The sequence below is a fragment of the Amycolatopsis sp. cmx-11-32 genome, assembly GCF_047608695.1.
Lineage (GTDB): Bacteria > Actinomycetota > Actinomycetes > Mycobacteriales > Pseudonocardiaceae > Amycolatopsis.
The window spans coordinates 577,811-596,580 of the sequence record NZ_JADNQN010000001.1 but is presented as its reverse complement, the minus strand read 5'-3'; the positions used below and the strand labels follow the sequence as shown (position 1 = coordinate 596,580).

Here is an 18,770-nt window from a genome sequence, read left to right as displayed (position 1 = left end):
GGGGTCAGAGACAGCGAATACGGCGGCGAGAATCCGGTAGGCGGTCATGTCAGCACCGCCAGCACCAGGGCAACGGCGAGAACGCAGATCCCGACGAACAGCAGCCCGACCGCGCGGGAGATCCGCTGGTACTTCCGCACCGCGACCCCGCCGATGAGCACCACGTCCGCCGCGATGGTCTGCGCGGCCGCTGAACTCGCCGCCTCCAGCAGCGCGGCCGGGCCGTGGTAGACCGCGTGCAACCAAGACCCCGGCGTGGGGAACTGCGAAATCCGGGGACGCAGGGCCGACAGCAGCACCAGCACCGCCCCGAACACCGGAACAGCGGCCGCCCACAGCGCGACCATCGCCGCCGTCGACACCGACCGCGTGGACAGCGCAACCACACCGGCCAGCACCGCAGCCACGATCGACAGCAGCGCCTGTGCCTTCGTATCCGCTTTCCGCAGGTCGTCCCGTACGTGCTCGTGAGCCCGCTGGATCTGCGGCAACGCCTCATCGAAGGTATGCATCACGCGGCCTCGCCCTCAGACGTGGCGGCGGTGGTGTCCAGCAGCGACGGCAGCGCCCGCAGCACCGTCCGGCCGCTACGACGCTCCGAGCGGGTCGCCCGGCGAACGTCGGTGAACGAGTGCGTCACCCGCACATCCGCCGCAACCGTCGCCGCCGCCAACTCCGCGTCCACCGACGCGATCAACGCGTCAACCTCGCGCTCCTCGTTCGTGTAGTCCAGGAAGTCCCACGCCATCGGCGCGGCAGCCTGAACAGCAGAAACATCGAACTCCACCCCGTCAAACGACGCTTCGGCCTGACGGCGGGAGATGTGTGCGGCCCTCATCGGGTCTCCTTCTAGGTCGTGATGTTTGCGACAACCAGAGACTCACATAGGTCAGCTAGTAGAGTCAAGCAAGTACAACTAGTAGAGCTAGCTGGATAGGGACATTCACCTAGATGGGCTAGCAGGGTGTCGGCTATGCTGTCGCAATGAACGCACTTGACCCAGATGACACACGCCCGCCGTTTCAGCAGGTAGCAGGGGTCTTGAAGGCCGCAATCCTTACGGGCACATTGCAGCCAGGTGACCGGCTGCCGTCCTATACCGATCTGGCAGCGCAGTACGGCGTCGCCCCGATGACAGCTCAGAAGGCTGTCGGGGTGCTCCGGGACGAGGGTCTGGTGATCTCCAGGCAAGGGAAAGGCTCGTTTGTCCGGCAGCGCACAGAGCGCTCAGTGGGCCTACGGCCGCATGTCGAAGCAATCTTCGAGAGCGGCGCCGTAGCGATCGACTTCGCCGGTTTCTCGGGGGAGACCCTGCATGGTGTGATCAGCGAGCCGTTGGACAAGGTTCGGTCCGGCCGTCTCCAGCCCGAAAGTCTCCAGATCCGCATCCTGCTTCCGGATCTGTCGAAGCCGATCGGCCTGCCTGCGTTGGCGCCGGACGGCGTGGACTCTCCCGACGTCCGCAAGCGGGCGGAACGGATTGTCCAGCGGTCTACCCAGGGGATCGTCGACACTGTGCAGGAGCTTTCTGCACTCGGTTTGGTGGAGTCCGCGACAGCGCAGGTTCGCGTTTATCATGCCCCGCCGCTCTTTAAGCTGTTCTTGCTCAATCGCAATGAAGCTTTCTTTGGGTTTTACCCAGTGCTTCAGCACTCAGTTGCTATTTCAGGTGAGCCCGTTGAGATCTTTGATCCGATGGGTAAGGATGCCGTTCTGTTCCACTACGCGAGTTCTGAGGATTCGGGTGCTGTGGATTCTCAGTATGTTGAGCAAGCTCAAAAATGGTTTGACAGCGTCTGGGACTCAGTTGCCAAGGATGTGGAACTCTAGTGTCAGACCCGGAACTGGTCGCCCTGCTGCAGGGTGCAAAGGTGTTGCTATTCGACTTCGACGGCCCGATCTGCGACGTTTTCGCTGGGCTGCCAGCGGCGTTGGTGGCTCGCCGGATTGAGCGCCATTTGGACAGCAAGGTAGACTCGGATGACCCTTTGCGGGTGCTAGAGGAATCTCGGCAGTTCGGAGAAGACGTGGTCCGGGCCGTCGAAGATGACTTAGTGATGGCAGAGCTTGAGGCGGTAGATTCCGCCATCCTTACGCCCGGTGGTATCGAATCTATGATTGCCGGTCTGTCTGCGGGGAAAGTGGTTGGCGTCGTAAGTAATAATTCTTCGCAGGCTGTAGCGCGGTTTTTCAAGACATCAGCAGTCTTGTTTGACTTTAAGCCCCTCATTGGGCGCGCCTATGCAAATCCGGGCCTCATGAAGCCGCATCCGTATCCCATGTGGCAGGCCTTGGCGAGCGCCAAGTCCGACCCCGCTGATGCTGTGTTCATTGGCGACTCCATGACTGATATCGAGGTTGCCGCGAAAGTGGGCGTGCGTTCAGTCGCTTTGGCTAACAAGCCCGGCAAGCGAGAACTATTTGAGAAGGCTGACTCGCTAGTCATTGAAGATATGTGTGACATTGCACATGGGTTAGCTAAGTCTGGCTGATTTATTTCAACAGGTCGAGGAACTCGGCCGAAGTTAGGCCAGCTTGGCGGAGAATGGAACTCAGCGTGCCGCGCTTGATAGTGCCGTGCTGGGGAATCACAACCACTCGGCCATCAGAGTGCCGGTACACGGCGTGGCTTCCCTTCGTGCGGACGTACTCAAACCCGATGGACTCCAGTGTGCGAACGACCTTGCGTACCGGGAGGTCGGATAGTGCTGGACTCACGCGGCGTCGCTCGGCACCTGGAACGAGGTCACCAGCGGCGTCGCGGTGGGGTGCGGGTCGGACGCCTCTTCGAGGTACAACCCGACAGCTTCGCCCAGGTTCGACAGCGCCTCATCCAGCGTTTGGCCCTGGCTGGCCACGTCGACCTCCAGGCACTGGGCCACGTACCAGTCCTCTTCCCGATGGACGGCGGCAGTGAAGACGTTCGACATGTCTCCAGGATAGGGCACCTGGCTAGTCGGCCTACTCGGCAAAGCGTGAGGTGTGCGCGTTGGGCATGGGTGTCTCCTTGGTGGTTTGGGCGGGTGTTGTCGGTAACTGCGGTAACTTCGGTAACTTCGCTGGTCAGGCGGTTACCGATGGTTTTTCGGGTCGGTAACCTCGGTAACCGGGTTACCGCAGTTACCGCATCGATTTCGTCTCGGTAACCGTCTGACCTGCACGGTTACCGGGGTTACCGCAGTTACCGGGAATCCCCGGTATCGGGCGGTGGGAGGGTAGCGGGTCCAGGCGTCGGCGAGGCCGCTCTCACCGCTGGAGCGGTAGCCCTTGACGGTGGCAGCACCGGACCGCCGCGCCAAATGCACGCCAAAGTTCTCCGAGATGCGCAGGAAACGTCAGGTCAGAGCGCATGTGGGGATCTCTCTGTAAATCAGACGGCTACGCCTTCGGGGGTTCGAATCCCTCACTCGCCACACCAGAGCGGCCCCGCGACCAGGTCACGGGGCCGCTCTTGTTCGTGCCGTGCGCGGCTCCGTGCGGTCGGCCGCTCCCAGGTTCTCCGGGGGCACCCGTCGCTGAAAGCTCTGGTCACGCGGTCGCGAGCGGACACCATCGCGTGTTGGAGGAGTGCTCAAGAGCGGCCTAGTGGTCCGACCGATCTCGGCGGTGAGGCCAGTCCGGCGCGACAGTCCTGGTGGCCACCCCCTCCGACGCCACCATTGCCTTACCCCTCGGCATGTCCCTTGCCCCTCTCCAGGCGCAGGAAGAGATCCTCGCTTTCTCGGCGGGGCTGGTTCGCGAATGGGGAGGCGCTGTCTCTTGGTGTGGCTGCGACTCCCCTCACTATGCAAGTCACACCCGGACGGCTTTCCTCGGCTGAGGCGCCTGTCTACGCCGATCCGTGGCGCAAGTCGCACCTGCTCTAGCAACCATCCGAGTGACCTGGCCGGCGCGGCTCAGGTCCCGACGAGCGGGCCGGGCGGCCGGTGTTCTTCCTTCTTCTTCTCGACCGGCATCTCCGGCGCACGGGTCTTGCCGGCCTTCTCGGCGAGTTCCGGGGTCGAGTTCGAGTTGGCCAGCGAGAGAAGCTGCGCCAGTGTGAGACCGGTCCGGCCTTCCCAGCTGGGGATGTGGTCCTTCCACTCCAGATCGGCGGCGTTGCGGGCGTCGATGTGGGCGAACAACCTGTCCATCCGCCCGTTCAGTGCCTTCACGGCGTTGCGGTAGTTCTCCATAACCTTGTTCAGTTGCTGCTCGAACTGCCACATCACGCCGGTGATCCCGCCGTCGGTGGTGATGTGCGTTGAGTCCCCGCCCTGGCTTTGGGAGGGTGCTCCGGAAGCAAGGCCGCTCGTCCCCCAGAGCAGCCTGAGCACGTCGAGGCCGAGCTTCCCGTTGGGAAGGGTGCCGATCGCGAGCTCGGCCACCTTGCCGCAGAAGAGCATGGCCTCGCGGTTGTCGCCGCCTTCGTCGAGCCGGTCCAGTGCCGAGTCCAGCGACATCCCCAGCTGGTGCAGGTCGTTCTTGCGGGCGGCCTGGACCGCGAACGCCGCGTCGAGCAGCCCGGACGCCTCGGGCAGATAACCTTCGGCGTCGTCGATGTTTTCGGATCCGCCCGCGAAGTACCCCAGGTGACTCTGCACCAGGTTGAGATACGTGGTGTATTCCCGCGACGCCTCCCCTGACCAGTGGGTGACCAGCCGGTCGCCGATGCCTTTCAGGATGTTCCGGGACTCCTCGAACGCCTCCTTCTTCCGGAGGATGTCGCCCGTCGCCCCCGAGAACGCGCCGAGCTCGCCGTCCACGGCGTACTTCAGCCAGTCCCGCAGCGGGTTCAACAGGAAAAGGGTGTCGTCAGTGGCACCGGGTACCGCGGGCCACTCGCTGCGGGCCTTCTCGCACAGGCTCTTGTACATCGCCGTGAAGGCGCCAGAACTGATGTCGGTCATCGAAGTCCCCTACTTCCCGACGATTTCTCGTTCGATCCGCTCGTACATCTCGGCGATGGTCTTGAGTCGTGACGCCGCCACGTCGAGCGAATCGCCGATGCCCAGCCCGCCCGTGATCAGCAGCGCGATCAGCTTGTTCCGGTTGCGGCCCAGCTCGGTGGCCTCGTCGACCTCGGACCCGAACGCTTCGACGGGCGAGGTGTAGAGGTCACGCATCGACGTCGACGCCGTTCGGACCAGGTTCTCGGCACTGGGCATCCCGTGGCCGCCCTTGTCCGTGGCCATGGCTTTCAGATCGTCGATCTCGACGCTGAACCCCTGGGACTGTGGCATTTGACCCCTCCGTGTCACTTGGTCCGGTCGAACCGCAGACGTGCGAAGACGCTCGTCGGTTTCCTGGATCGCCCGGTCGGGCAAGTATCGATCGCGTCTGCAAACGCGGGTGCTCACCGGTGGTGGTCCGGCCTCTGCGGCCACGCCGGATGGCTGGTCGGCGCGGCCAGGTCCTCAAGGTAGGTGTACTCGCTGAAGTCGTCGTCCGTCGGGGCCGCTTTCCTCGCGCGCGGAGGTTCGGCCGGTGCGGGCGCGGGTTTGACGTCCGCGGCGACCTCGGCCAGCAGCGGCCACAGCTTTTCCTGTGCCTTCGGGGTGAACAGTGCCTGTGCGAGCGGATGCGGGCACGTTCCGGCGGCGACTTCCTCCCAGCTGAACTTGCCGTCCTGGACGCAGTTCGCCGCACGGGTCAGCCGCGGCGGGGCATCGGGCCGGGCGGCCGCGCGGCGATACACCTCGGCCGTGAACTTCGACGCGTCGACCATGACCGCCACCTCCGTCGTTCTCCAGCCGCTACACCGGAGTACGACGACCCTACCGAGCGGTCGGTGAGCACGTCATTCCGACGAGGACCGGTAGCGCAACAGCACGATCCCCGAGGTGAACGTCCGTTCCTCCACCAGCCGAAGCTTCGGAACGCTCGTCGCTGCCTCGAACAGCCGGCGCCCTTCCCCGACCACGACCGGATAGACGAAAAGCCGGTACTCGTCGACGAGCCCCTCGGCGATGAGTGCCCGCACCAGCGAGATGCTGCCGGTCGTCACGATGTCCTTGCCCTCGGCGGCCTTCAGCCGCTCGATCTCCGAACGCAGGCCACCGGAGAGCACTGTCGTGTTCTCCCACTCCGGCTCGGTCAGCGTGCTGGAGACCACGTACTTGCTCACCGAGTCGAGATAAGCCGAGATGCCCGTCTTGTCTTCCGTCTGTTTCGGCCAGTAGCCGCGCATGTCTTCGAAGGTGACGCGCCCGAGGAGGAACGCGTCGGCGTTTTCACGGTGTGCGTGGAGCGTGGCCAGGACGTCCGACAGGTCGACGTCCGGATCGCCGTCGCCTGGGCTGAACCAGTCACCCGCCAGTTCGATCACGCCGTCGATTGTGCTGTTCTCCGTCACGACCAGATCCCGCATCAACCGACCGTACCGCCGACCCCCGACAAGAATGGACCGATGACCGAGCCGCTGCCCTGCCCCCGCCCTCGAACTCGGTGAAGATCCGTACCTTCCGCTCATCGGCAGCCTTCCCGCATGCCACGAGGGCAGGAAGCCGAAGACTGGGAGCGACGGCAGCAAAGCCGTCATGCCTAGGGAAGGGACTTTCCGTTCGTGATCATTGAAGCCGAGAAGGCGGCTACCGGCACGAAGGACTACTGCCCGCCCACCAGGAGTTCGGCGGCACCGCGCGGGACACGCACCTCTACGTGTCGCCGTGAACCGCTCGCCTCGATGCGTACCAGGTCTCGCCCACGGGTTCGCCCGCCATGTTCCAGCTCCATGACACCGTCGGCGTGACGCGCGAATAGATGCCGGGGCCGATGATTCCCACCCGTTCGATCGGATCGGCGGCCTCCCCGTAGATCCGGACACCACGCGCGATGAACGGGTCGGACGAGACCATATCGTCGATGACCAGGGCGACTTTCCGTTGTCCCGCTTGGATGTTGCGGAACTTCCGGGTTGTGAGGACCGACTCGCTCCCGCCGCCGACCCAGACGTGGGTGCCGTCGAACTCGAACGCCAGTGGGACGACGTCGGGCTGCTCGCCGTCCGCTGACAGGGTCGCGAAGCGGGCTAAAGGTTGCGAACGTAGGTACGCGATCTCTTCGTCGGTGAAGGTCACTAGGATGCTCCTCTGGTAAAGGGGGTTCCATGTTCGCGATCACGCCGTTGCACCTCATCATCCTGCTCTTGGCGGTCGCCTTTGTCGCCGCTGTGGTCGTCGCGGTCGTGCTGGCCACCAAAAAGCGTTGAGCTACTCGCGGATCGCGTAGTCGCCGAAGGCTGGGTCAAGCAGTTCGAAAGCCCGCTTAGTCGCCTTCGTCAGCGTTTCGGCGATCTCGTCGTTGCTCTCACCGGCATGGGAGCGCCGGAGGACCTCGCGGAAGAGGACGCGGTCGATCGCGTTGAGTTCGGCGGCCGCCATGACCGGAGTGACGTCGTCCGCGTCGGCGCCGGTCTCGGCCGCGAGGAGCTTCGCAAGCGCCTCCTCGCGGAGTTCGTGCAGCTCACGCAGTCGTGCGGTCAGGGTCGGGCTCTCCAGCACCATCTTCGCGAAGACCGGCCCGGTGAAGCCGATTACGGGCGAGTGCTCCGCTACGGCGTCCAGGAAGGTGCGTCGTAGCGCGGCCAGCGCCGACTCGCCGGCCTTCCTGGAGCCGACGGCGTTCGCCAGCCCGTTTGTGAACTCCTCGTGCTGGTCCAGCGCCAGATCCTCTTTGCGTGCGAAGTAATTGGTAACAGTCTTCTTCGCGACTCTCGCCGCCGCGGCGATCTCGGCGATCGTCGTCTCCTCGAAGCCCTTCTCGATGAAGAGGAGTGTCGCCTGGTCGGAGATCAGCTGCCGCGTCTCCTGCTTCTTGAGCTCTCGCAAACCCACATCCGTGCTGGTCATGAGTAAACTTTACCACCGTAGTAAAAATATCCTTGACGTCGAGTAGTTCGAGTGTAAAATTACGTCCGTACTACCGCTTGAGAAAAGAGGCTCCTTGACCGCTCGAATCCCCCAAGGCAACGAAGACATCGACCGCGCCCAGGTCCGCCGGAACGACCGCCGTCATCAGCAGCCGTTCCCAGGCCGCTCGACGCCGGTGCGCCGCTCGATCGGCGTCCCGCGCCGCCGGTCGTACTGACCGACCAGCACCTCCGAAAACTCACCGCCGACCGAAGGGGATAGCCCATGAACGTCCTAGCCTCCACCGTTTCGCTGACCGTCGATGACGTCGCCGCCTCCAGTCGCTTCTTCACCGAGCACTTAGGCTTCACCGAGCAGATGGCCGCGGAGGGTTTCGTCTCCCTCGGGCATGAGACCGCGAAGGTGGCCATCGTCCTGCTTCAGGCGGGGATCGAGGTCCTGCCGGAGAACCTGCGGCAGCAGCGCGCGGCCGGCGTGATCGTGGCCTTCACGGTCGAGAACCTCGAAGCCGAAGAGAAGCGCCTGCGCGACGAAGGTGTCGAGATCACGTTGCCGTTGCGGGAAGAGCCGTGGGGAGAACGTCTTTTCATGGTCACCGACCCGAACGGTGTACCCGTGGAACTCGTGGAATGGGTGCAGCAGTAAGGAATCGTCGAAGCGGGACTCGGTCCACAGTGGACATTTGTGGATCGAGCCCCGCTCTTCCTCGCGGGAGCTACTTCATCGTGGCGAGCTGGATCAGGTTGCCGCAGGTGTCGTCGAAGACGGCGGTGACCACCGGCCCCAGGTCGACGGCGTCCTGGGTGAACTCGACGCCCAATCCCTTGAGCCTCTCGACCTCGGCGAAGACGTCGTCGACGGCAAACTGGGTGACCGGGATACCGTCGCTGACCAGCGCTCTCTTGAACGGGCCCGCCGCGGGGTGGCCGTCCGGCTCGAGCAGCAGCTCGACGCCGTCCGGGTCGGCGGGGGAGACCACGGTGAGCCAGCGGGCGTCGCCGGTGGGCACGTCGTGCTTCTTCTGGAACCCCAGCTTCTCGGTGTAGAAGGCGAGCGCCTTGGCCTGGTCGTCGACGAAGACGCTGGTGATGTTGATGCGGATCACGGGTTCGGTTCCTCTCGGTCGATGGGCCACCGCTCGACGATCGAGCGCAGCGGACTCGTGTCGATGTGGTGGAACTTGTAGCGGCCCTGCCGCCGGGTGTGCACCAGGCCCGCCTGTTCGAGCATCGCGAGGTGCTGCGAGATGGCCTGGCGCGAAGAGGCCAGGCCGTGCTTCATGGTCAGCCGTCCGCAGATCTCGAACAGCGTCTGACCGTCCTTCTCGGTCAGCTCGTCCAGGATGACGCGTCGTGTCGCGTCGCCGATGGCCTTGAACAGATCGGGATCGACGTCCACGGACCAGTTATAGGCAAGTCGTCACTTGCCTGTCAAATCGGGGTCAGGAGCCCAGGTAGCGCAGGATCGCCAGGACGCGGCGGCTGTAGCCGGCGGTATTGGCCAGCCCGAGCTTGTCGAAGATGGCGTTCACGTGCTTCTCGACGGCGCTCTGCGACACGTACAGCGACTCGGCGATTCCGGCATTCGTGTGGCCCTGCGCCATTTTTTCCAGCACTTCGTGTTCGCGTGCGGTCAGCTTCCGGAGCGGATCGGTGTGCGTGGTCCTCGCGAGCAGCCGCCTGACGACCTCCGGATCGAACGCCGCCCCGCCCGCGGCGACCCGGTCGAGCGCGTCCAAGAATTCGCCAACTTGGGCGACCCGGTCCTTCAGGAGGTAGCCGACACGTTCACCGTCGCCGGTGATCAGTTCAGCGGCGTAGCGCTTCTCGACGTACTGCGAGAGCACCAGCACCCCGATCTCCGGCCACCGTTTCCGGATCTCGAGCGCCGCGCGGAGCCCCTCGTCGGTGTGGGTCGGCGGCATCCGCACGTCGGTGACGATCACGTCCGGCTGAAACGCGGCCGTCGTCGAGAGGAGCGCGTCGCCGTCGCCGACCGACGCCACCACGTCATGTCCCTCTTCGACCAGCAGCCGGACCAGGCCTTCCCGCAGTAAAGTCGAGTCCTCGGCGAGGATCACTCGCACGGCAATACCGCCGTCACCACGGTCGGACCGCCGAGCGGACTGTGCACGGTGAACTCCCCGTCCGCCGCCGCGACGCGCCGCGCGAGGCCGGAAAGGCCGCCGCCGGACTCCCGCGCCCCACCCGTACCGTCATCGGTGATCCGCACCCGCACACTGTCCCCGTTCCGCTCGGCCTCGATGTCGATCCGCGTCGCCGCGGCGTGCTTGATGGTGTTGGTGACCGCCTCGGACGCCACGAAGTAGACGACGGTCTCGATGGCCGCCGGTGGCCGTTCCGGCAGGTCGACACGCAGGTGGACCGGCACCCCGGAGCGTTCCGCGAGCGCCTCCAGCGCGGGGTGCAGCCCGTCCGAGTCCAACGCGATCGGATAGACCCGCCACGACACCTCACGCAGGTCCTCGAGGGCTCGCTGGGATTCTTCGTGCGCCTGCCGGAGCAGCTCCGACGCGTTGTCCGGATCGCCGGTGCGCCGTGCCCGGCCGAGCAGCATCCCGAGCGCGACGAGCCGCTGCTGGACGCCGTCGTGCAGGTCCCGTTCGATCCGGCGGCGCTCGCCATTGACCGCTTCGACCACCTCGGCGCGGCTGGTCGAGAGCTCGGAGACCCGGCGGCGCAACTGTTCCTTCTTGCTGGGCCCGAAGAACCGCCTCGCCAGCTCGCGTTCCAGTGTCGTGACCCCAAGGAGTCCCTGTATGGAAAGAAAAATAAGCAGCGCGCCGAAGAGTGTGGTGGTGACGGGGTCGTACCAGTCGGCCGGGGCCTCGCCGCCGGGTGCTCTGCCGCTGAGAAGCTGGTACCCGATGATCACGCCGGATCCGGCACCGAACAGGATCAGGACGAAGATTCCGGCGCTGAGCAGTCCGAGGACGCACCGCGGGGCCAGGTAGGCCATCGCGCGGCGTCCGGTGTAGTCGGTCGCGTTCTCGGCGCCGAGGTATTTCTCCAGCCGTCGCCGCTCCAGTTCGGACAGTGCGCGGGCGCCGGCGAAGACGGATGGCCGCAGCGCGGGAATCGCGAGCGCGATGCCGCCGAAGAGGACGTAGAAGAACTCCGCGACCGCGGTCATGGCGCCGATCGCCAGGCCCAACGTGCCGCGGAGTGCTTTGCGCGGGTAGCGGCGCATCGCTGCCGAAACAGGCATAACGCCAGGCTAGCGGGGTGTCCGAAGATCGGTATTGCGGTTTTCCGCAGTGATCTGTGCTGCTTCACCGCAGGGTGTGGAACTCGGGCAGTTCGTACGTTCGTTGAAACCGCAGACGACCACGAAAGGCCGCCATGAACCTCCTCCTCGCCGACGCCGCCGACGAACCGATGGGCGGCCTCGCCGGCTGGGCAGTGTCACTGATGGACTCACTGGGAGGTCCTGGAGCCGCGATCATCGTCGGGCTGGACAACCTGTTCCCGCCGATTCCCAGCGAACTGGTGCTGCCGCTCGCCGGGTTCTCCGCGAGTCGGGGAACGTTCACCCTGGCGGAAGCGCTGGTGTGGACGACCTTCGGCTCGGTCGCCGGCGCGATCATCGTCTACTACCTCGGCATGCTGCTCGGCCGCGACCGCACGCGTCGCTGGATGGCGAAGATCCCGCTGGTCAAGACCTCCGACTTCGACAAGACCGAGGCCTGGTTTCAGAAGCATGGTGCCAAGGCGGTGTTCCTCGGCCGGATGGTGCCGATCTTCCGCAGTCTCATCTCGCTGCCCGCCGGGATCGAGCGGATGCCGTTCTGGCGGTTCTTGACTCTGACGACGGTGGGCAGCCTGATCTGGAACACGGTGTTCGTCCTGGCCGGGTACGGGCTGGGGGAGAGCTGGCACCTGGTGGAGGAGTACGCCGGATTCTTCCAGTACTTCGTGATCGCGGCCGTCGTGCTCGCGCTGGCACTCTTCGTGGGGACCCGGCTGCGCGAGAAGAACCGCACCAACGCCTGATGTCGTACGGGGTGCCTGGATCCAGGCACCCCGTACGCGTGTTTCAGGAGCGGAAAGGCCCGGTCACCTCGTAGGTGATCCCGCCCGAGGACGAGCCGGAGGTACCGCGTTGCGACGAGAAGTACAGCCGGTTCCCCGCCGGGGTGAACGCGGGACCGCAGATCTCCGACGAGCTCTGGCCGGAGATACGCAGGAACGGCGCCACGATGTCGTTCGGCGTGATGATGCAGATCTCCATGTTCCCGCCGTCTTCGGCGACGAACAGGTCACCCGACGACGTCCCGGTGACGTTGTCGACGCCGGTCAGCGGCGCCGAACCGGGGCTGACCAGCGAGTCGTCGTAAGCCAGCTCGTACGTGCTGTTCGTGAGGTTGAGCTGCCAGACGCGGTTGTCACCCTTGGTAGTGAACCACGCGGTGTCGTTGGCGTAGTGCAGGCCTTCGCCGCCGCTGAACCGTTTCGCGCCGGACACCTGGTTGCGCGTGGCGGTCGGGGAGCCGTCCGGGTCGGGCACGTTCGCCCAGGTGAAGCTGCCCGACGTCGCCGTGCCCGCCTTCAGCACCTGTAGCGTTCCGGCGGAGAGGTTGCCCCAGGTCGTGGGGACGAAGCGGTAGAAACAACCGTCCGAGGTGTCCTCGGTCAGGTAGACGACCTTGCGCACCGGGTCGGCAGCGGCGGCCTCGTGCTTGAACTTCCCCATCGCGGGCCGCTGGACCGCCGCCGAGGCAGGACCGTTCGGCTGGCACTCGTAGACGAACCCGAGGTCGATCTCCTCACAGGAAAGCCAAGTGTTCCAAGGAGTCTTGCCGCCCGCGCAGTTCTGGCGCGTATTCGACAGGATGCGGTGGGCGCCGGTGATGTTCCCGCTCGCGTCGAATTTGACCGCGCTGGCGCCGCCGCCCGGGGTGATCTCCGAGTTCGACACGTAGATCCAGCCGCTGCCGTCGGCGAACACCGCGCCGCCGTCCGGGGCGCTGTGCCAGGTGTAACCGGTGCTCGCGACCTTCTGGCCGGAGCGCGCGATGACGCGGCTGGTGAACCCCGCGGGCAGCTGGATCCCGTTCGCGTCGGCCGCCTGGAGCGCGCCGTACGGGCTGGGGCCGTTCTGCGCGGGCGCGGCCAAGGCCGTCCCAGAAAGCCGGTTGCCGAACGCCGTGACACCGGCGCCGACCACGGCCGCGCGCAGGAAATTCCGTCGCTTCACTCATGCCTCCAAGACATCCGCTGATGTGGTGGTGCGGGAAAGGAGCGGATCGGAGGTTACGGGTGGAACGGGACCTCCAGGTGAATTCGCGGCGTATTCGCCGCGAGAAGAGAACTTTCGTAGGAAACCTTCACTCAGAACGATTTCCTTCGCTTTGCGCAGACCAGGGGCGTCGTCTCCGCCGCGCTGTTCCGCGATGTCGATGGCGAGGAGTATCCGATCGAGCGGGGCGCATCCTCCATTGCGGTGGTGGCGGCGTCCGATCAGGTGACGCCAGGCGGCGAGATGATCGTCGAGTCCCGGCTCCCCTGGAACGGCCCGCAGTAACGCGCGGAGCAGGACTCGCATCTGGGTTTCGTTGCTGGGCAAGGTGTTCCGGGCCAAGGTGTCGGCCAAGGTGCTGCGTGACTGACCGGTCGTGGCGGCCAGCGCGCGGATGCTGAGGCCGCTTCGGTCGCGGAGTTCGCGCAGATGTCCCATGAACTCCGATTCGGTGTTCACCGGCGTGCCCGCGCCGACACGGGACGGCCGAGGACGGCACCGAGCAGGGTGACCGCGATCCCCGCCGCGATCGGTGCGCTCGTGCCGGCGAAGGTCAGCAGGGTGGTGAATGCGGTGAGAATGCTCAGACAGACAATCTGACCTGCCGAAACGCACCTGCGCCTCGGCAGCAGGGGGTACAGAATTCCGTGACTCATGACCTTGCCCTCTCGAGGCTCGGTGGCCGCACCCGGCGGGGTGGCACGAAATGTACGTTATCAAACCGTGATATGAAGTTTAAGCCTGATTAATGTCCGGATCCGTCCGGATCTTGAAATGCCGAAAGCCCCGGATCCTGAGCGGGACCCGGGGCCTCGGCCTCGCGCTGTTACGCCGCTTGGGCGACCGGAGCCGTCGCCGGGGCCAGCGCGATGTCCAGCACGTCACGGACGTTCGCGACCGTGTGGACGTCCAGCTGGGCCAGCACCTCGGCCGGCACGTCGTCGAGGTCCGGCTCGTTGCGCTGCGGGATGATCACCGTCTTCATCCCCGCCCGGTGCGCGGCGAGCAGCTTCTGCTTGACCCCGCCGATCGGCAGCACGCGCCCGGTCAGCGACACCTCACCGGTCATCGCGACGTCCGATTTCACGACCCGGCCCGAAAGCAGGGAGGCCAGCGCGGTCGTCATCGTGATGCCGGCGCTCGGCCCGTCCTTGGGCACCGCGCCCGCCGGGACGTGCACATGGATGCCGCGGTCCTTCAGGTCGCCGACCGGCAGTTCCAGCTCGGCGCCGTGGGAACGCAGGTAGGACAGCGCGATCTGCACCGACTCCTTCATCACGTCACCCAGCTGACCGGTCAGTGACAGCCCGGTCGAGCCGGACTCGGGATCCGCCAGCGACGCCTCGATGTAGAGGACGTCACCACCGGCGCCGGTCACGGCCAGACCGGTCGCGACGCCGGGGGTCGACGTGCGCTGCGTCGACGCGGGCAGTGAGGACTCCGGCAGGTGCCGCGGGCGGCCGAGGTAGGTCTCGAGCCCGTCGGCGTCGATGGTCAGCGGCAGCTCGACCTCGTCCAGCGCGACCTTGGTCGCCACCTTGCGCAGCACCTTCGCGATGGTCCGGTTCGCGTTGCGCACCCCGGCTTCCCGCGTGTACTCGGCGGCGATGCGGCTGAACGCGTCGTCGGTCAGCGTGACGTCGTCCTTGACGAGGCCCGCGCGGTTCAGCTCGCGGGGGAGCAGGTGGTCGCGGGCGATGGTGACCTTCTCGTGCTCGGTGTAGCCGTCGAGGGTGACCAGCTCCATCCGGTCCAGCAGCGGACCGGGGATGGTTTCGAGCGCGTTCGCCGTCGCGAGGAACACGACGTCGGACAGGTCCAGCTCGACCTCGAGGTAGTGGTCGCGGAACGTGTGGTTCTGTTCCGGGTCCAGCACCTCCAGCAGTGCCGCCGTCGGATCGCCGCGGTAGTCGGCGCCGACCTTGTCGATCTCGTCGAGCAGCACGACCGGGTTCATCGAGCCCGCTTCCTTGATGGCGCGGACGATCCGGCCGGGCAGCGCGCCGACGTAGGTGCGGCGGTGACCGCGGATCTCGGCCTCGTCACGGATGCCGCCGAGCGCGACGCGGACGAACTCGCGGCCCATCGCCTTCGCCACGGACTCGCCGAGCGACGTCTTGCCGACTCCGGGAGGGCCGGCGAGCGCGAGCACCGTGCCAGCCCCTCGCCCACCACCACCCTCAACGGAGCTTCGCCCTGCCTCGATCCCGCGGCGTCCGCCGACCGGGCCGAGACCCGACTCCGCGCGGCGCTTGCGGACGGCCAAGTACTCGATGATGCGTTCCTTCACGTCGTCGAGACCGGCGTGATCGGCGTCGAGGATCTCGCGCGCGGCGGCGATGTCGTGGACGTCGGTGGTGCGGTTGTTCCACGGCAGCTCGAGGACGGTGTCCAGCCACGTGCGGATCCAGCCGCCCTCGGGGGACTGGTCGGACGTCCGCTCCAGTTTGTCCACTTCGGACAGTGCGGCCTTCTTGACGGCGTCCGGCAGTTCGGCGCCCTCGACGCGGGCGCGGTAGTCGTCGTCGTTGGCGGTGCCGTCGAGTTCGCCCAGCTCCTTGCGGATCGCTTCGAGCTGGCGGCGCAGCAGGAACTCCTTCTGCTGCTTCTCCATGCCCTCCTGGACGTCCTTGCGGATGGTGTCGGTGACCTCGAGCTCGGCCAGCTGCTCGCGGCTCCACTTGAGGGCCTTTTCGAGCCGTGCCGAAACATCGAGCGTGGAAAGCAGCTCGAGCTTCTGCTCGGTCGTCAGGTAGGACGAGTTGCCCGCGAGGTCGGCGAGCGCGGACGGGTCCTCGACCTCCTGGACCGCGTCGATCATCTGCCAGCCGCCACGCTGCTGGAGGATCGCGAGGACGACGCTCTTGTACTCGGTCGCGAGCTTCGCGGAATTGTCGTCGGTGGTCTCGGTGGCGACCTCGACGTGAACCCAGCGGGCGGCACCGGGGCCGTCGGCGATCCGGCCGACGACGGCGCGGCGGGTACCACGCAGCAGCACCGCGGTCTTGCCACCGGGCACGCGGCCGATGCGCTCGACGGTCGCGATGGTGCCGAGCTCGGCGTACTCGCCGTGGACACGGGGAACGATCAGCACCTCGGCCTTGCTGGCCGCGCCGGACCGGATCCCCGGGAAGGAAGTCTGGGCAGGCGTGTTGGCCTGGGCGGACTCCACCGCGGCGCGCGTCTCCGTGTCGGCGAGGTCGAGCGGGACGATCATGCCCGGCAGCACGACGTCGTCATCGAGCGGGAGGACGGGCAGGAGGCGGTTGTCGGTCATCTGTGCACTCCTCGGTTAGTTGAGTCTGCTTAGCTCAACTCTCCGATCGACCCGTTTGTTTCCTTCTCGCGTTCGCCGTCAGCGATACCCACCCCTCCGACCTCCGTGCCCCAACGCGGCACGGTTAGCCCGCGAAAGGCGACGCGTCGCCCCTGGAGGTCGGACCTTTGAAGCGATCAAGCGTCACTAAGGCCCCCTTAGAGACGTAGAACGTCGCCACGGGGCCCTCAGGCCATCCGCTCCCCGGTCCTCCGACGTCTACGACCCAACGCGTGACACTTAGCCCGCTAAAGGCGACGCGTCGCGGTCAGAGGTCGGAGGTCAGGGGTGGGTGGCGACACCGCACCAGGCGAATGGCCGGGCGCCTTCCTCGTCTCGCCGCAGTTCTCGCACCGGCCGCCAGTCGGGCAGGTTGACGACGCCGGGTTCCAGCAGCGGCCAGTCCCCGAAGAGGGGCTCGATCTCTTCGCGGTCCCGCATCCACACGGGGTTGCTCGTCTTCCGGTACTGCTCGACCATCCAGCGGAGTCCGTCGGCGTCCTCGCCGGTCTGGCCCCCGAAGCTCATGTGCGACAGTCCCAGCCAGCTGCCCGGCGCCAGCGCGTTCCGGTAGGTCGCGACCAGCGCTGGCGGATCGTCGTGCGGCCCGGCGAAGTGCAGCACGGCCATCATCATCAGGCACACCGGCTGCGAGAAGTCGATCAGCCGCAGCGTCTCCGGATGCCGCAGGACGTCCTTGGGCCGCCGCATGTCCGCATGGACGATCCCGGCCCAGTCGGTCGCCTTATGCCGTTCGAGGATCAGTTCCGCGTGCGCCACCGCCACTGGCTCGTAGTCGACGTACACGACCTTCGCCGTATCGCCCGGCTCCAGTTCCTCTTCGACGATCTCGTGCACGTTCCCGGCGGTCGGGACACCGGAGCCCAGATCGACGAACTGCCGGATCCCGGCGTTCAGCGCCGCGCGCACGACGCGGTTCATGAACTCGCGGTTGTGCCGCGCGCCCGGTTTGACCCACCGCCACTGCCGTTCCAACGCGCGGGCGAACTCACGGTCGACGGCCCAGTTGTGAGTCCCGCCGAGGAACCAGTCGTAGATCCTCGCCGCGGACGGCTTTTCGGTGTCGACCCCGGTCGGCGCCACCGGGGCCGCGTCATCGTCCCTGGTCACAGAAACCCCCTGATCCTCGACGATCAGCCTAGCGGGGTCAGGGCACCGCCGGCCGCCGCTGCCAGTACGTCCAGAGCGGCCGGTAGCCCTGCGCGTACCAGAACGGCGTCGAGCGCGGATTGGCCAGCGCGTGGTGCAGCAGCACGGCTTCGGTCCCGCATTCGTCGAAGACCTGGTGCGCGTGCGCGGCGAGCGCCGACCCCACCCCGCTCGACCGCGCCGGTTCGGCCACCGCCAGCGACGACAGGTAGCCGACCCGGTCGGCCGCGACCCGGTCGCCGATCCACGACGTCTCGTCGGGGAACTGCACCCGCACCATGCCCAGCGCGCGCCCGTACAGCTCGGCGATCCACAAGGTCGGATTTTCGCGGCCCAATTGTTTCGACAGGTCCGCGGTGATCGCTTCCTCCGCGCCCTCGCGCAACGTGACAGAACCGAACTGCGCGTCATAACGCTGCAATTCCAGCTCGAGCCCGACGGCGGTTTCGAGATCATCCGCTTCGGCGGGCCGGATGTGCACTCCGGGAGTGGCGGGCGCTCCCGTCACGGCCAGCCGATCGGCTGGACGGACCGCGATCACCAGCACCGGGGCGAATCCGCGGCGCAGCAATTCGGCCGAGCCGGGCGAATCGCGGCTGGGCCGAACCACGGTCGCCGCCGTTTCGACATCCCCAGGTGGGGCGACCGCCTTCAGATGTTCATCCCATTGGGTGAGTAATGCGTCAAGGGCCGCCTCCGGGCGGGGGCCGGTGAGCCGGGCTTCGAGGCGATGCTCGACGAGGGCCCGCCACGGAGAGTCAACAGAATCGAGGCCCGCCTCGGTCCGTACCGACATTCCGGCAGCGGCCGAGTCGCCCTCTGTCGCGGAGAGTGACACGGAGCCTTCGACAGGCTCCAGTGCAGGCATTTCGGGGAGCAGGGCGTCCACGGTGGCGAGCCGCTCGGCATGCCCGGCGGCGATGGCGTGGCTATTCATAGGACTATTCAAGCCCCTACCGACGGGTCCGCCGGGAACTTCACGAGATTGGCCAGGCCGTGGCGCCAGGTGACTTCCGGTAGTCGGAAGGAACGCGAATAACGCTCCCATTTCACCCCGTGGTCCACGCAGGTCAGCGCGACGCGCCCATTGTTAACCCTGGGGTGATCTCATACTGTCTCGAATGGGACTCGGGTACGCCCTCCGGGGTACTGTATTGCCCTCGTCTCCGAGGTTG

25 protein-coding genes are annotated in these 18,770 nt (G+C 66.2%); 5 read left to right on the top strand and 20 right to left on the bottom strand.

Going from position 1 to position 18,770, the window contains the following annotated elements; genetic code table 11:
* Window positions 1-44: 44 nt before the first annotated feature.
* Window positions 45-512: a Pycsar system effector family protein gene (locus tag ACM6LR_RS02970; RefSeq protein ID WP_414943094.1), complete on the bottom strand. Its 468-nt coding sequence runs from the start codon at window positions 510-512 to the stop codon at window positions 45-47.
* A complete protein-coding gene (locus ACM6LR_RS02965; protein ID WP_414943093.1) occupies window positions 512-838 on the bottom strand; it encodes a hypothetical protein in 327 nt (108 codons plus the stop codon). The genes ACM6LR_RS02970 and ACM6LR_RS02965 overlap by 1 nt, the downstream gene beginning before the upstream one ends.
* Window positions 839-984: 146 nt before the next feature.
* Between ACM6LR_RS02965 and ACM6LR_RS02960 the strand changes: the two genes are divergently transcribed.
* Window positions 985-1,830 carry a GntR family transcriptional regulator gene (locus tag ACM6LR_RS02960; RefSeq protein ID WP_414943092.1) on the top strand — a complete coding sequence of 282 codons (846 nt, stop codon included), beginning with the start codon at window positions 985-987 and terminating at the stop codon, window positions 1,828-1,830.
* The gene (locus ACM6LR_RS02955) at window positions 1,830-2,492 is read left to right on the top strand and encodes an HAD family hydrolase (RefSeq protein WP_414943091.1); all 663 of its coding nucleotides are present in this window, start codon (window positions 1,830-1,832) and stop codon (window positions 2,490-2,492) included. Before ACM6LR_RS02960 ends, ACM6LR_RS02955 begins: the two co-directional genes overlap by 1 nt.
* A 1-nt stretch (window position 2,493) precedes the next feature.
* On the opposite strand, the gene ACM6LR_RS02950 is transcribed toward ACM6LR_RS02955, so the two are convergent.
* From ACM6LR_RS02950 to ACM6LR_RS02915, 8 genes are all read right to left on the bottom strand, one after another.
* A complete protein-coding gene (locus tag ACM6LR_RS02950) occupies window positions 2,494-2,718 on the bottom strand; it encodes a type II toxin-antitoxin system HicA family toxin (protein WP_414943090.1) in 225 nt (74 codons plus the stop codon).
* Window positions 2,715-2,930, bottom strand: a complete 216-nt coding sequence (locus tag ACM6LR_RS02945; RefSeq protein WP_414943089.1) for a type II toxin-antitoxin system HicB family antitoxin — start codon at window positions 2,928-2,930, stop codon at window positions 2,715-2,717. Before ACM6LR_RS02945 ends, ACM6LR_RS02950 begins: the two co-directional genes overlap by 4 nt.
* 966 nt (window positions 2,931-3,896) lie before the next feature.
* Window positions 3,897-4,889, bottom strand: a complete 993-nt coding sequence (locus ACM6LR_RS02940; RefSeq protein WP_414943088.1) for a hypothetical protein — start codon at window positions 4,887-4,889, stop codon at window positions 3,897-3,899.
* A gap of 9 nt (window positions 4,890-4,898) precedes the next feature.
* Window positions 4,899-5,222, bottom strand: a complete 324-nt coding sequence (locus tag ACM6LR_RS02935; RefSeq protein WP_414935988.1) for a hypothetical protein — start codon at window positions 5,220-5,222, stop codon at window positions 4,899-4,901.
* A gap of 113 nt (window positions 5,223-5,335) precedes the next feature.
* Entirely contained in the window at window positions 5,336-5,707 is a 372-nt protein-coding gene (locus ACM6LR_RS02930; RefSeq protein ID WP_414943087.1) for a hypothetical protein, read from the bottom strand.
* A 72-nt stretch (window positions 5,708-5,779) separates the two neighbouring features.
* Entirely contained in the window at window positions 5,780-6,349 is a 570-nt protein-coding gene (locus tag ACM6LR_RS02925) for a dihydrofolate reductase family protein (protein WP_414935986.1), read from the bottom strand.
* Window positions 6,350-6,635: 286 nt separating this feature from the next.
* Window positions 6,636-7,058, bottom strand: coding sequence for a PPOX class F420-dependent oxidoreductase (locus tag ACM6LR_RS02920; protein WP_414943086.1), 423 nt, complete (start codon window positions 7,056-7,058; stop codon window positions 6,636-6,638).
* A 132-nt stretch (window positions 7,059-7,190) separates the two neighbouring features.
* Window positions 7,191-7,829, bottom strand: coding sequence for a TetR/AcrR family transcriptional regulator (locus ACM6LR_RS02915; RefSeq protein WP_414935984.1), 639 nt, complete (start codon window positions 7,827-7,829; stop codon window positions 7,191-7,193).
* A gap of 94 nt (window positions 7,830-7,923) precedes the next feature.
* On the opposite strand from ACM6LR_RS02915, the gene ACM6LR_RS02910 reads away from it, so the two are divergent.
* Window positions 7,924-8,067, top strand: a complete 144-nt coding sequence (locus tag ACM6LR_RS02910) for a hypothetical protein (protein ID WP_414943085.1) — start codon at window positions 7,924-7,926, stop codon at window positions 8,065-8,067.
* A 47-nt stretch (window positions 8,068-8,114) separates the two neighbouring features.
* Window positions 8,115-8,495, top strand: coding sequence for a VOC family protein (locus tag ACM6LR_RS02905; RefSeq protein WP_414943084.1), 381 nt, complete (start codon window positions 8,115-8,117; stop codon window positions 8,493-8,495).
* 70 nt (window positions 8,496-8,565) lie between these two features.
* Here ACM6LR_RS02905 and ACM6LR_RS02900 read toward each other — a convergent pair whose 3' ends face one another.
* The 4 genes from ACM6LR_RS02900 to ACM6LR_RS02885 are packed head-to-tail and all read right to left on the bottom strand — an operon-like array spanning window position 8,566 to window position 11,060.
* Window positions 8,566-8,955, bottom strand: a complete 390-nt coding sequence (locus tag ACM6LR_RS02900; protein ID WP_414943083.1) for a VOC family protein — start codon at window positions 8,953-8,955, stop codon at window positions 8,566-8,568.
* Window positions 8,952-9,248 carry an ArsR/SmtB family transcription factor gene (locus tag ACM6LR_RS02895; RefSeq protein ID WP_414943082.1) on the bottom strand — a complete coding sequence of 99 codons (297 nt, stop codon included), beginning with the start codon at window positions 9,246-9,248 and terminating at the stop codon, window positions 8,952-8,954. The genes ACM6LR_RS02900 and ACM6LR_RS02895 overlap by 4 nt, the downstream gene beginning before the upstream one ends.
* A gap of 43 nt (window positions 9,249-9,291) precedes the next feature.
* Window positions 9,292-9,936 carry a response regulator gene (locus ACM6LR_RS02890; protein ID WP_414935979.1) on the bottom strand — a complete coding sequence of 215 codons (645 nt, stop codon included), beginning with the start codon at window positions 9,934-9,936 and terminating at the stop codon, window positions 9,292-9,294.
* Window positions 9,927-11,060 carry a histidine kinase gene (locus ACM6LR_RS02885; protein WP_414943233.1) on the bottom strand — a complete coding sequence of 378 codons (1,134 nt, stop codon included), beginning with the start codon at window positions 11,058-11,060 and terminating at the stop codon, window positions 9,927-9,929. The genes ACM6LR_RS02890 and ACM6LR_RS02885 overlap by 10 nt, the downstream gene beginning before the upstream one ends.
* A 152-nt stretch (window positions 11,061-11,212) precedes the next feature.
* Between ACM6LR_RS02885 and ACM6LR_RS02880 the strand changes: the two genes are divergently transcribed.
* Window positions 11,213-11,863 (top strand): DedA family protein, encoded by a 651-nt coding sequence (locus ACM6LR_RS02880; RefSeq protein ID WP_414935978.1) that lies wholly within the window; start codon window positions 11,213-11,215, stop codon window positions 11,861-11,863.
* Window positions 11,864-11,906: 43 nt separating this feature from the next.
* On the opposite strand, the gene ACM6LR_RS02875 is transcribed toward ACM6LR_RS02880, so the two are convergent.
* The 6 genes from ACM6LR_RS02875 to ACM6LR_RS02850 all read right to left on the bottom strand — a co-directional run bounded on the left by ACM6LR_RS02875 (window position 11,907) and on the right by ACM6LR_RS02850 (window position 18,532).
* Window positions 11,907-13,067 (bottom strand): alkaline phosphatase PhoX, encoded by a 1,161-nt coding sequence (locus tag ACM6LR_RS02875; protein WP_414935977.1) that lies wholly within the window; start codon window positions 13,065-13,067, stop codon window positions 11,907-11,909.
* Window positions 13,068-13,568: a helix-turn-helix domain-containing protein gene (locus tag ACM6LR_RS02870; protein ID WP_414935976.1), complete on the bottom strand. Its 501-nt coding sequence runs from the start codon at window positions 13,566-13,568 to the stop codon at window positions 13,068-13,070. It abuts the gene before it with no gap.
* Window positions 13,565-13,765 carry a hypothetical protein gene (locus ACM6LR_RS02865; RefSeq protein WP_414935975.1) on the bottom strand — a complete coding sequence of 67 codons (201 nt, stop codon included), beginning with the start codon at window positions 13,763-13,765 and terminating at the stop codon, window positions 13,565-13,567. Before ACM6LR_RS02865 ends, ACM6LR_RS02870 begins: the two co-directional genes overlap by 4 nt.
* A 170-nt stretch (window positions 13,766-13,935) precedes the next feature.
* Window positions 13,936-16,386, bottom strand: coding sequence for an endopeptidase La (gene lon / locus ACM6LR_RS02860; protein ID WP_414943081.1), 2,451 nt, complete (start codon window positions 16,384-16,386; stop codon window positions 13,936-13,938).
* Between the two features lie 321 nt (window positions 16,387-16,707).
* Window positions 16,708-17,556, bottom strand: coding sequence for an SAM-dependent methyltransferase (locus ACM6LR_RS02855; protein ID WP_414935973.1), 849 nt, complete (start codon window positions 17,554-17,556; stop codon window positions 16,708-16,710).
* A gap of 37 nt (window positions 17,557-17,593) precedes the next feature.
* On the bottom strand, window positions 17,594-18,532 hold the full coding sequence (locus ACM6LR_RS02850) for a GNAT family N-acetyltransferase (protein ID WP_414935972.1): 939 nt from the start codon (window positions 18,530-18,532) through the stop codon (window positions 17,594-17,596).
* Between the last annotated feature and the right edge of the window lie 238 nt (window positions 18,533-18,770).